Origin of the sequence: Pseudomonas mohnii, assembly GCF_900105115.1 — a bacterium.
In the GTDB taxonomy this organism is placed as follows: domain Bacteria; phylum Pseudomonadota; class Gammaproteobacteria; order Pseudomonadales; family Pseudomonadaceae; genus Aquipseudomonas; species Aquipseudomonas mohnii.
In genome coordinates this window covers 2034696-2046973 of record NZ_FNRV01000001.1, presented here as the reverse complement: position 1 = coordinate 2046973, position 12278 = coordinate 2034696, and the positions used below count along the sequence as shown (strand labels likewise).

Annotated in this window: 8 protein-coding genes and 1 pseudogene; 3 read left to right on the top strand and 6 right to left on the bottom strand. The window is 57.7% G+C overall.

Going from position 1 to position 12278, the window contains the following annotated elements; translation table 11 throughout:
• Window positions 1–14 precede the first annotated feature (14 nt).
• A complete protein-coding gene (locus tag BLV61_RS09575; RefSeq protein ID WP_090464457.1) occupies window positions 15–830 on the top strand; it encodes a sulfite exporter TauE/SafE family protein in 816 nt (271 codons plus the stop codon).
• 6 nt (window positions 831–836) lie between these two features.
• Here BLV61_RS09575 and BLV61_RS09570 read toward each other — a convergent pair whose 3' ends face one another.
• The 6 genes from BLV61_RS09570 to BLV61_RS09545 all read right to left on the bottom strand — a co-directional run bounded on the left by BLV61_RS09570 (window position 837) and on the right by BLV61_RS09545 (window position 9461).
• Window positions 837–1805, bottom strand: coding sequence for a hypothetical protein (locus BLV61_RS09570; protein WP_090464454.1), 969 nt, complete (start codon window positions 1803–1805; stop codon window positions 837–839).
• A gap of 303 nt (window positions 1806–2108) precedes the next feature.
• On the bottom strand, window positions 2109–2357 hold the full coding sequence (locus BLV61_RS09565) for an HNH endonuclease signature motif containing protein (protein ID WP_244159971.1): 249 nt from the start codon (window positions 2355–2357) through the stop codon (window positions 2109–2111).
• A gap of 154 nt (window positions 2358–2511) precedes the next feature.
• Window positions 2512–3465: a PD-(D/E)XK motif protein gene (locus BLV61_RS09560; protein ID WP_090464448.1), complete on the bottom strand. Its 954-nt coding sequence runs from the start codon at window positions 3463–3465 to the stop codon at window positions 2512–2514.
• On the bottom strand, window positions 3458–5782 hold the full coding sequence (locus BLV61_RS09555; protein WP_090464445.1) for a Z1 domain-containing protein: 2325 nt from the start codon (window positions 5780–5782) through the stop codon (window positions 3458–3460). The genes BLV61_RS09560 and BLV61_RS09555 overlap by 8 nt, the downstream gene beginning before the upstream one ends.
• Complete coding sequence (locus BLV61_RS09550) at window positions 5782–7800, bottom strand: ATP-binding protein (protein ID WP_244159845.1); 2019 nt, start codon at window positions 7798–7800, stop codon at window positions 5782–5784. Before BLV61_RS09550 ends, BLV61_RS09555 begins: the two co-directional genes overlap by 1 nt.
• Entirely contained in the window at window positions 7797–9461 is a 1665-nt protein-coding gene (locus BLV61_RS09545) for a DNA cytosine methyltransferase (protein ID WP_090464442.1), read from the bottom strand. The genes BLV61_RS09550 and BLV61_RS09545 overlap by 4 nt, the downstream gene beginning before the upstream one ends.
• A gap of 432 nt (window positions 9462–9893) precedes the next feature.
• On the opposite strand from BLV61_RS09545, the gene BLV61_RS09540 reads away from it, so the two are divergent.
• Window positions 9894–10373, top strand: a complete 480-nt coding sequence (locus BLV61_RS09540) for a very short patch repair endonuclease (protein WP_090469834.1) — start codon at window positions 9894–9896, stop codon at window positions 10371–10373.
• A 334-nt stretch (window positions 10374–10707) separates the two neighbouring features.
• Window positions 10708–11860, top strand: a pseudogene (locus BLV61_RS09530) (IS3 family transposase).
• Window positions 11861–12278 lie beyond the last annotated feature (418 nt).

Here is a 12278-nt window from a genome sequence, read left to right as displayed (position 1 = left end):
ACGGACGACGTGCAATGTTCTATCTATGGCTGACTCTCTTCGGCTGCATGAGCGGCGTTACCGCCGTGTTGTTTGGTTTTGGCGGTGGCTTTGTCGTGGTGCCGTTGCTGTACCGCATGATCATGGCCAGGTACGGCGTCGACGATCCCATCGGCCAGGCGGCGATGCACATTGCCGTCGCCACCTCGACCTGCGTGATGATCGTCAATGCCCTGATCGCCACCGGAAAACACCACCGCGCCGGTCATCTCATTCGCCATTACCTGTGGCCGTTAGGCGGCTTCATTGGTGTGGGGGCGGCACTCGGCGCTGTGGCCGCGATGCAGGCCAGTGGCCAACTCATTCGTCTGGCCTTCATCGCCTACTTGGGGCTGACCATTCTGGATTGCCTGTTCAGAGACGGTTTTCTCACTCATACCCATCAGCGAAATCCGCGGCGATTGAGTCGGTCAGAGCAGTCTGGCGGCGGTGTGGGAATCGGCGTCATTGCCACCTTTCTCGGCGTGGGCGGCAGCGTCATGACCGTGCCGTTATTGCGCCGATGCGGACTGAGCATGTCCCAGGCGACATCCATGGCCAATCCGCTGAGCTTGCCCGTGGCGCTGGCCGGAACCCTGACCTACATGGCCATGGCCGGCTTCAGTGCGTTTGATCTGGGACCGTGGTTTGTCGGCTATGTGGATCTGCTGGCGTTTGCGGTGTTGACGGTTGGATCGGTGGTGGGGATTCGCCTGGCCACGCCCTGGATCGGGCGCATACCGGATCAGATTCACGCGCGGGTGTACGTCGGGTTGCTGGTGCTGGTGATGATCAGCATGGGCCTGGGCTGAGCGCGGTCATTTTCCCTCCACCCCCGGCGCCTCCCGCACAATAAAGTGATCCAGATTCTCAATGTTGGCACTGAACACCCCGAACGTCTGCTCGGGGTTTTTCTTGCTCGGCACCTGCTTCAGCTCTGGCGTCACGCCATAAAAGAAGCAGTACAACTCGCGCCCGCTCTCGATGGCGTGCTTGATCTCTTCCAGGAACGCCTTGCGCTTGCGGTAGGTGTCGATCAGCTTTTTGCTCAGGTAAACATTGACCGAGTACGGCTTCTTCTCGAACCAGACCTTCTTCTCGAAGTCGATGCGAAAACTCTGGGTGTAATCCTTGATCTGCTTGATCTTGCCCCAGTAAATCAGCCCCTTGTTGTCCTGCAGGTACTCGATCTTCTTGAAAAACGCCGCGTACGTTGCGGTGTGCTCGCCGATCTTCAACGGCATGCGCTTGAGCAAGTCCTTTTCGTCGAAGTTCGACACGAAACACTCCACCGGGTGGGCGAAGACGCTGGTCTTGTCCGGCGTCGAATCCTGGCTCGGCGGCTCGACGCCATGGGCGGTCGAAGGCGTGGCGGGCTCATTCTGAGTGTCGGACGCCACCGCCGGGCTGGATGGCTGACGCACATACTCACGTCGGGTCAGTAACAATTCCGACGGGAAATGCTCCTCGCGACTGTCATCCGTTTCCGCCTCGTCCGCCTCCACGCCTGATGCTAGCGTCTTCAGGCTGACATAAGGACAACCCTCGACATGCCGCGTACTCGGCAAGTTCTTGAAGTGCGGCGTACGCACGTAATTCACATTCTTGGCGTTGAACGTCCCCAACTCGTTCGCCACGTCGAACGCCAAACGACAGGCATCGTTGGGGCATTGAAAGTGTTCCTTGGCGGAATCGAACGCCATGGTCTCGTCGAAATTCAAATCGCGCACGTCATAGATCGACAGCTTGGCGTCGAGGCTGAGGCAGTAGGCGAGGTTGAATTTCATGGGGGGGCTCGGGTCCTTGAGGGGGAGGGGTATTAATAGCGGGCGGCGGGGCGGGTTGCACTTACTGTTTTCAGCCCACCGCAAAATCCGGGCACAGCCCAAACCTGTGGGAGTGAGCCTGCTCGCGATTCTCAATATCACCACAACATCGGAGCTCTGCACCGACTTATAGTGAGTGGATTTATTCCCGTTGGGCAGCGAATCAGCCCCAAAAAGAAGGGCTGCTGCGCCTCCCAGTGGGGGCAAGCAACCTCGTCTCAGAGGTCAATTCTTGGGCTTCTCTATCAATCCTTTTACCTTGCTTTAAAGCGACTGAGTGAACTCGTGTTTGTCGATTGAGTGATGGCAACGTCGATGACAGTTTGGGCAAAGAGCGACTGTGTTCCATGTGCTGTCAGTACCGCCATCAACAAGATGTTTCACATGGTGGATTTCAAAAAAAGGCTCATTCTTCTCGTTCAGAAACGGAGCAGGTTGACCACATCCTTCACAAATACCTTGAGCGCGAGCTAATACCCATCTTTGCACACTGATTGCACGCGAAAGCCTCATGACCATTGAATTGGTCCGCTTAGGGCTCAAGATGCCTAGTGATGCATCAGGCAGTTGAGGTTGATGGGCCCCCGTCTTTGACTAAGTTGGGTTTATGGAGCGCTTACCGACAACCTGCCGCGGCGTACGGCAGCGCAGATTGTGCGGTGACGCGTTAGGCGGTTAGAAGAACTTCATGAACTTGCGATACCTCGAGCGACGGCAGGCTGCCGACATTGATGCTGTACCTAATGCCTGTTACACCGAGTGGCGGAACGTAGTCATCTGGGAGCCTAGGAAAGTTGCCGGCAACTTCGAAGACATGGACATCGCGAAATGTGAACCGTAGGAGTGCGCCTGTCTGCCGTAGGCCCTCGTGCCAGCCGAGTTGTGCTAGGCGTGAATCGAAAACATCTAGCGCACGCCCATCGGATACCAATTGCTCCCGAATTTCATCTACGCGGTCTGCCAGCGTTTCGTCGCCACCAAGACTGCGCTCCAGCATAACGCTGACAAACAGTAGGCGCTTGCTGGCGGGTGCTTTCAGCTGATCGAAACGGGATATTTCGTGCTTCGGTTCCGATCGTGTGGTGGTCTTCACTTCTACGTGGACGCCCTGTCCGATGAAATCATGACGCTCCCTTTCAGGGCCGCTCCAAAGGTGGCTGACGCGAGGGCCGATGGTCGGGAGCAACACGTTGGACAGCACCCAAAGCTCGCCGAAAAGACCGATCTGCTCTGCCACACTCAGTTCAGGTGCGATCGGGCGCAATGCCGCACGCATATCGTCGATGATGCGCTCAACCGAGACAACAGGATCGCGGCCTTCAATGTGGATGGCGTGGAGGACCTTGTTGGCTACCAGCGTAAGTAGTTCTTCGTGGTGGCTGCGTGCGGAAACGTCCAGCCAAGTCCGTCCGCCTTCCAGGATGCGGACCTGAAGGCTTTGCAGGTCCGGCGGTAGGTTTTGCGGGGCGACATCTACGGCCAGCAGCAGGTGCAGGCGTCCGTCGTCTGATACTCCAATCAACGCTGTTTCGAGGTCTTCGGCCGCCTGTTCGTAGATATCCTCGTGCGGATGTCGCTGCTCGCGCAGACTTGCCCAATGGTCTTGCGTGATATCAACCATTGCGTACCCCACGGTTCACGACAAGCCGTTGTTCGCCGTCCGCAGTGCGGGGCAGCGAAAGCGCGAGGCCCAGCACCGCCTGTGTTGGCGCACGGAGCGGTTCGGGATCCAGGGGGTAGAGCAGGAGCAGGCCCTGCTGCGCGGGTCGGTCCTCGCGCATTGCCCGTGCATTGAAGCCTGAGCCAGCGCGGTAGTTCTCCGGTCCGCCATGCAGGTCGACGCCTTCATGGCGTGGATCGATCAAGATGCCAATCGACTCGTTGGCCTGCAACGAACGTCGAACAAGGCCGAAAGGCCTTCCACCCAGGAGTACCTGTCGTTCCCGCTGCGGGTTGGCTACGAACACGGTCCAGTTCGTCAGCTCTCCCGCTTCAGCTCGCTCCAGGATCCAGTCGGCAATCTCTGCGCCCTGAAATGCAATGCTGTTCGGATGCCCTTCATAACGCCTCAGGAACAGTGCGACGTCCTCGGCCGGCACATCGTGTGCTATGGCGCCGCCGTATGCATCCTGTGTCGGGGGGTGCTGTCGCAGCAGGGCGGACGCCAAGTCCAAATTCCGCTCCAGCAGTTCCCGATCCCGCATGGGGAACAGGATCGTCTGCGGGTTCTCGCCAGACCATGACCGTGCATCATCCGTCTGCATCCTGCTCTTGCTCTTGCTGGTGAGCAGGAGCTTTGAATGGGCGCGCATTCGGATGGCCATCTGGTCAGGCCTGCGGCCGGCCTTATTGAGTGCCGTGATGGAGTCACGCAGGGATTCTTCGACCAGCGCCAGCTCCACAAACCACTGAGCAATGCCTTCGGTTGTCCAGATGCGGATCAGGTCTTCATAGCCTGCCCTGAAACCATACCAGCGGGCCATTTGCAGTAGAGCGTCCGCCAGCGTAGTGGTGCGCAGGAAGTAGGCGATCGTCAGTCCCTCAAGCGTCAATCCGCGCGACAGCCGATTGCCACCCACTGCAACGAGTTGCCGTCCAGGCTTGGCGTCGTATTCCAGCTCGTCGCCCGTCGTGCTGTTGAGCACAACGACGACCAGACGAGCCAGGTTCGTCACTGCCTCTTCCAGTAGAACCTCTTCGCTGCAAGGCAGATCTACCGGTCCCAGCCCCGCGAGCGTTGACCGGAACATCTGCTTGAGCACGCCGGGTTCGGCGTTCTCATGATGGAACCAGTTGCGGATCTGTTCCTCGATCGCCCCTCCAATGCGTAACTGGTCCTGCTGGAGATGGGATACGTGCACGAGCATCGTGTTCGGCTTACCCAACTGGCCGCGCTGCAGTCTGATGGCGCCGGCAAGTGCAAAGGTCAGGAGGGCATCGGCGAGCGACTGGGGAAGATCCAGCGGTCCCCGGGCAACAATCGCTTCGCCTCTTTTGCGCTGCTTCGGCTTCAGAGCCTTCACATCTGCCGCGTCTACAGGGCGGAGTACATCGCGGCCCTGCGAGCTGACGCCGAAAAGCTCTTCCGTTCCGGTGTAGCCATCCGGCCGCGGAAGCTGCACGACGAAGTCTTTGGGGAACAGGTCTTCGCCGACCTGGCTGTCACTGCCGTCTGGGTCGATGAGGATGTTGGCGAATGGCGTAGCCGTGTAGGCGATGTATGTGGCCCGCGGAATCTTTCTGAGAATGTCGCGAATCAGGGCGTTGGTCAGTGACGGGGCCGCGTCGTCATTTGGTTCAGTATCGGTGTCGGTGTCGATACTGGGGTCGCGCCGATTTCCGCGTGTATTGATGGAGGCTTGATCGGCTTCGTCATCGATGAGAAGAACCGGTACATCAGCGAGCCGGCCTTCGAGTTTGCCGAACCACTCGTTGAGCCGTTTCAGGATCGGCGTAATCTTCTTCGCGACGATCAGAACGGTACCGGTAGATGCGAATCCATCGGCCACCTCTGGCTCACGAAAGTCTGAAACCTCATCGGTCAGCGTGATCCAGTCGACGCCGGTCCCGGCTAGCTCAAGATCCAGGCGCTTCTGCGTCTGGTTCCGCAGTGAATCGTGAATGCCTGAAAGAACGATGATGAGGCGGTAACCGACATCGGCTGCACGCGCTGCCACAGCCGTGAAGTTGGCGGTCTTGCCGGACTGAACGTAGCCGACGACCAGACCGCGGCACTGGAATTCCGGGCGACTTACCGGGGTGGTCTTCGAGATGATCCGCAGTGACTCTTCCGCGACCGACGCAATCTGGTGCGGCTTCCATTTGGGCTGTGCCCGCAGATAGGCTTCATGCCGGGACCAGTTGGTCCAGGAAGTTGCATCGGTCCACAGGGCCAGCCTGGGCTTCAATGTAAGGGGAAGCGGAAGCCGGACCTGCATCAGGCCTTATCCGTCAGCTGGTCCTGGACACCAGCCGTCTCCAGTGCGCGAAGGAATTCAGAAAGAGCGTTCTTGGCCTCGGCATCCTTGTCGATGAGCTGCACGAGCGTCACCAGCGTCGGCATCAGCGGGGTGACCTCGACTTCCTCCCCCTTGAACCCGGTCTTGCGTTGCCATGGCTTGTCGCCGCTGCTGACAAGGCGGATTGAAGTTCTGTCCTTCTTTGCAGCCGGGGCCGGAGCGGGATCCGCCACGGGAGTGCCTCCCGCTGCTGTCGTTGGAGGCAAGAAACCGCCTGGCGCTGGCGTGCCGGCCGGCGACACAATTTTGCCGCCTCCTTTCGGAGTCGGCGCAGCTTTTTCCTTTTTGTTGTACCGGGATCGGGCTGCTGAGCGAGGGCCCTTCAGCAGGTCTCCGAGGGGTTTGGTGATCGCAAAGGGCAGGCGAATAAGCTGCTTGCTGATATCTACCTGTAGCTGCTCATCAGCCAGCCTGTCGAAGTCGACTGCGACACGAATCAGCTTGGTGTGCTCATCCTTGGCGAAGAGATCTTCCCAGCCGCCCCATTTGATAAGGCGGTCAAGTCGATAGAAGTACAGGCCCTGAGCATCGTTTGCGCGGCCATTCAGGGAGTGGCGATCGCGTTCGACGCGTTGTTCCAGCGGCGGCAAATCCTTGATGTATTCGTCGAACTCTGCCTCGTTTGGCGTGACGTATGCGCGAACATAGAGGGCAGCCGTCTTGTCTTGAGAAGCGCCGGGAAGTTCGATGCGATGCTGGTCGTACTCTTTCGTCAGTGGGTGCCCCATAGGGTTGTTAGCAAGCAGAGCTTCATTGTTCAGCCGGATGATTACCTTCTCGTGCCCGCGCGCCTTCCCTTCAAGATACCGGTGAAAGACCAGTTCGAGGTGCGACTTGATGGCAGCGAGTTCCTGCGCGTAAGGAGAATCTGCCCTGCCTCTCGCAGGCTCCATCGAGGGGCGCATCTGCGTGAGCAGCACGGCTGTGCCCGTGTCGCCGATGTCCACTGCCGAGGTATGTTCGGGAGCTACCGGGTCGGTCAGAAGCGCCCAGCGGCGCGTCTTGGCAAGATGGTCCTTGTCCCAGGTGAGTGTCGTGCTTTCGTTCCCTGCAGCTTTCGATACGACCGTCAGTCGATCAGCCTGGGACCAGGCCGCACCCTTCAGCCCATAGCCGAACTTGCCCAGATCGCCGTCGCCATATTCACGCTGTTGCCCGATCTTCATGGCGCCGCGCAGACCCGATGGAGTCATGCCCGTGCCGTCGTCGCGAATGCACATCCACCGGCCGCCCGCATTGGGATTCGGGAAGGTGATGTCGATCTCCCGAGCGCCATGCGACAGACTGTTGTCCACCAGATCGGCCACGGCGCTGGGTAGGCTATGCCCGGCACGTGCCAGGATCTTGAAGAGACCGAGCGGGTCCGGTGCGGCGTCATCATCGTCGCGGTTGTTGTCATTTTCTTTTTGTGACGTCACGGACACTGTTTCTGCCTCCTTGAATAGCTGCGGGAAGTGATCCGAGAGCACTGTCTGGCAGTACTGGCCCTCGTCACCGTACAACGCAATCATTGCGGATTTACCGAGCTGGGCACTCTCTCCATGGCCCAGGATCGAAGAGCGGGCTGGGTGGTCTTCCGGGATAACAACCCAGGATGCCTTGGCCGGGGTGCTCGAGGCGTCAACTACCATCGCGAACAGGACGCCTGGGTCGACGAAACTGTAAAAGGAGCTTTTCGGGCAATCGCCTTCGAATCTCCAATTTTTGTGCTGCCGCTTGAGCCATGAAGCAATCTCAACCACGGTACCTTCGTCTTCGAGACGCCGGCAGGTGATTGCGATAGTGTCCGGGTTTTCTGCTGAAGGAAAAACCTTGCCGACGACGTCCCAGTCGAAGTTGATGGAACGCTGTTTGGCGCGTTCCTTCCCCTGGCGGCGGTACTCATGAAACATGCCGAGTTCGGAATGAGTAAGCAGTCGGAGAATGGTGAACTTCACTTCCTGCCCTCTGTCGTCTTGATTTGTGATTGCTCCAAATTGAACAACGCTACACGCATGTCCTGCGTCTCCGGTGCCCCCAGGCACTCCCGCATTCCACGAGCGATGGCATAGGCAAATAGTGGTGGCACGGCGTTGCCAATCTGCTTGAATGCCGGGTTCATCGATCCTTTGAAAACGAAGCCGTCAGGGAATGACTGGAGCCGCGCAGCCTCACGGACGGTAATGGTGCGTGCCTGTTTCGAGTCGAAGTGGATGTGGGAATATGAGTCCTTGCCAAGGTGCGCCATCAGCGTACGTACCGGGGCGTCGGCGCGGAGCTTCCACCACTTGTTCGGAAACTTTCCCGGGTCATACGGGATGCGCCAGGACATTATGTATGTGCTGACATCTGCGTTTCTCGGGTCGGTGGGCAAACCGAGTCTCCTGCGGTCGGCAAGCCAGTTCGCAATTTTCTGCTCTACATAGGCATGCACCTGCGGGTACTCCCAGCCAGGCTGAATCTCAGCGAAGATCTTGTAGTCCCGCGGCAGATACCGGAAAACATGGCCAGTCGTAGACCTAGTCGCAAATCCGTGCCACTCCCGCATCAGCCGCGAATAGGCAGTCGACGGTTTTTCTGCTGTGTACTCGACAGGTTCTGACGGGTCTTTCGCCCCGCGACGAATGGCACCCGAGCGAAGCATTTCTTCGGCGTACCGGTGCGGCAGATCTGCTAGCGCATCAGAGGCCGATGTGGCCGTGGGAGAGTCGGGAGTTGGATCGGGAATCCAGCGGTGGTGCGCCGAGCCTTCGGCTTTGATAACCCGCCTCGCTGCATTCTTGGAGCTGGTGTAACCGGATGGCAGAACCAAATGGTGAGTTGGCACCGGGAATCTTGGCTTGATGCCGGTCGAGCGATGGAAGCCGACCAGAATCATGCGCTCCCGCATCTGCGGAACGCCGTACCAGACGGAATTCAGCAATGTGTAGGCTACGTCGTAGCCTTCTTCGGCAAGGCTTTTGGAAACGAGCTCGGCAACATTGGTGCCGCCATGGTTGAGGATGTCTGGCACGTTCTCCATCAGAAGCGCAACAGGCTTTGTCGCACGGATGAATGCGACGTAGCGCTCCCACAGGCTGACTCGTCCATCCACCAGAAAGGCTTGGTCTGCGGTTACCTCTTCGCGCAGGCGGGCCTGCTCGCGGAGCTTAGCCCGGCCTACACGGGCGAACGCCTGACAGGGTGGCCCGCCGACGAGGACATCGATCTGACGGTCCGTGGAGCCCTGCAGCTCGAGATCGCCGAAGACGGTGTCAGCGGTTTCGGTTACCGCGTCGCGCGGGGCGTGGTGCGCTTCCTTGTCCCCTCCGATCGAGCGCGAGCCGAAGTTGGCTCCGTGCGACTTCGCAGCCCACGGGTCCATTTCGATCGATGCGACCGGTGTAAATCCGGCGGTCAGAAAGCCAAGGGATATGCCGCCACATCCTGCGAACATGTCCATGTAGCGGATTTCGCCGCCTTCCTGAATACGCTGCAGCTTGCTTTGGATCAGCTCGTCATCTGGGGTAGAGGCGCGGAAAATCTTGCCAGTCGAGGGGGACAGGTCTGCAGCCGAGGTAATGGGCTGTTCGTGGGTATTGTTGGGCTGCGATTTGCGCAGCTCGGTTTGGATGGACATCCGGTATCTCTCATAGGGAACATGCACCAAGACCACCTGCACGGAGCGCAGAAGGACGGCAGCTCAGGCCTGCGCATACCACGCGGCGCAGCCAGGCTTGACGAATCGTCAACCGGGCGCCAAATGCTACATCGTGTCAGAGTGTAATGAAAATGCCGCGAAGTGTCGCCTATGCAGACTGCGTGAGCCTTCATAATTAGCCAGCCTCAACCGGCGAAAGAATGCCCTTAGCCTCAAGGTTTTACGGGCAACGGAGTCCATCTCGACCTAAACGACGATAGCTAATCGCTTACCATTGCCTGATGAGGTAAAGCCTTCGCCGAGCCCTCCCGGACCTGCGAAGAAACCCACGACTTGAATTGGCTCGCGAAGCGGAAAAGTTTTTCCAAGGGGGTATCCTGCGACAAGGGCAAGCTCGTCTGGGGGTTGTTCATGGACATAGTCAGTAGAGAAGTCAGGTCTCGAATGATGGCGGGCATCCGCGGCAGCGATACATTGCCAGAGATGAAGGTCAGGAAGCTGCTTCATCGACAAGGCTTCAGGTATCGCTTGCATCAGAGAAATCTTCCAGGCAAACCCGATGTCGTACTCCCTCGTCACCATGTCTGCATCTTCGTTCATGGTTGCTTCTGGCACAGGCATCCGGGCTGCAGATACGCCACGATCCCAAAGACCCGCGAGGATTTTTGGCAGACCAAATTCGATCAGAACGTGAAGCGTGACATCAGGAACCGAGAGGAACTGCTCAGGTCAGGCTGGCGAGTGATCGAGCTCTGGGAGTGCGGAATTTGCGGACCGGAAGCGGGGATGAACTGGCTTCTGGAAACGATCCCGGACTGTACCCAAAAATACGTCTCATGGCCCAATTTCTCCGACCTGCTCGTCCCCAGCGGTCAGCTTACAGTAATCTGAGCCTATCGGGTTTCAGCACTCGATTTCTAAACGCTCCAAAAGATTCTTCAAAGCAATCTTTTCTCCCTTGCGATAAGGGCGATGGCATAGCCAGTAATTCGCGGTTAATCCAATTGCTGCATTACCGCAGAAATGTTCTGCATGCGGTACTCAACCGATGAGGCGCTACGCTTGCTCAACGGTCCCTCAGGCAGGAGTTGTATTTCAACTGACTTCTTAAACGTTTGCCCGCTTAATTCAAGACGCAGCATTTTCAGATAGGCATCAGTATGTAGTGGTCTAATGAAACCGGACACCCATTTAGGCGAGAATGCTCGCCAGATAGAGGTGTCTGATGACCAAGCAACGTCGTTCCTTTTCCGCTGAATTCAAACGCGAGGCCGCAGGCCTCGTGCTCGATCAAGGCTATAAGCCAGCCGCTCGCTTGGGGTGGTCGAGTCCGCGTTGCGTCGCTGGGTTAATCAACTCCAGCAGGAGCGCAACGGCGTTACTCCGCAGAGTAAGGCGCTGACGCCTGAGCAGCAGAAAATCCATGAATTGGAAGCTCGAATCGCTCGCCTTGAACGGGAGAAATCCATTTTAAAAAAGGCTACCGCGCTCTTGATGTCGGAAGAGCACGAGCGCACGCGCTGATTGATCAACTGAGCGCCCAAGAGCCGGTCGATTGGCTTTGCACAGTCTTTGACATTACTCGTTCGTGTTACTACTCCCACCGCCTCAGGCGCCGAACTCCGGACGTTGAGCGGCTTCGGTTGCGCAGTCGGGTCAACGAACTGTTTACGCAAAGTCGAAGCGCCGCCGGTAGCCGCAGCATCGTGTCGATGATGCAGGAAGACGGTGAGCAAATCGGGCGGTTCAAGGTGCGTGGCCTGATGCGGGAACTGGAGTTGGTTAGCAAACAACCTGGATCACATGCCTACAAACAAGCGACGGTTGAGCGGCCTGACATTCCGAACATCTTGAATCGAGAGTTTGATGTGCCGGCGCCGAATCAAGTCTGGTGTGGCGACATCACCTACATCTGGGCTCAAGGGAAATGGCATTACCTGGCTGTCGTTCTGGATCTCTACGCACGCCGAATTGTGGGTTGGGCGCTGTCAAACAAGCCGGATGCGGATCTGGTCATCAAGGCGTTGGACATGGCTTACGAACAGCGTGGCAGGCCTCAAGGGCTGCTGTTTCACTCGGATCAGGGCTCGCAATATGGCAGTCGCCAGTTTCGCCAACGGCTCTGGCGTTACCGAGTGCGCCAAAGCATGAGCCGTCGTGGAAACTGTTGGGATAATGCGCCGATGGAGCGTGTGTTTCGCAGCTTGAAAACTGAATGGATACCGACCCTGGGCTACATGACAGCTCGAGAAGCGCACCGCGACATCAGTCATTACCTGATGCATCGGTTCAACTGGATTAGACCGCACCAATTCAACAACGGACTGGCCCCAGCTCAGGCCGAGAAAAAACTTAACGTCGTGTCCGGGATTAGTTGACCACTACATCAAATCACTGCAGCCTGCGAAGGTTTTCATGAGTTGCTGAAACGCGAGGGTGATGTATAGGACTTTTCCCTGTTTGGGATTTCACCAATGCTGAACTGGACTTTCAGGAAATCTGAATTTTTCGATTCGGCTTCATTCTCAGCGGCAACACACCAACGCAGCCGAGTAGCTCGTGACTCAGCTGACATGGGAAAAACCAGCAATCGATCATGGATTATTTTTCCAAACGGCAGGGTAGGCCTACATTAGTGCTAGCAAAAAGGAATCAGTTATTTTAATGGAATGGCTTTCCATTATTGCTATGATGGGTTCGTAACGCCGACCCTGGCACTGCGTCAAGCGCCGACTCTGTGCGCAACACGTGATGCTCATACGCCAATTAGCCGGGCCCGCATCGTATTCATCCCGG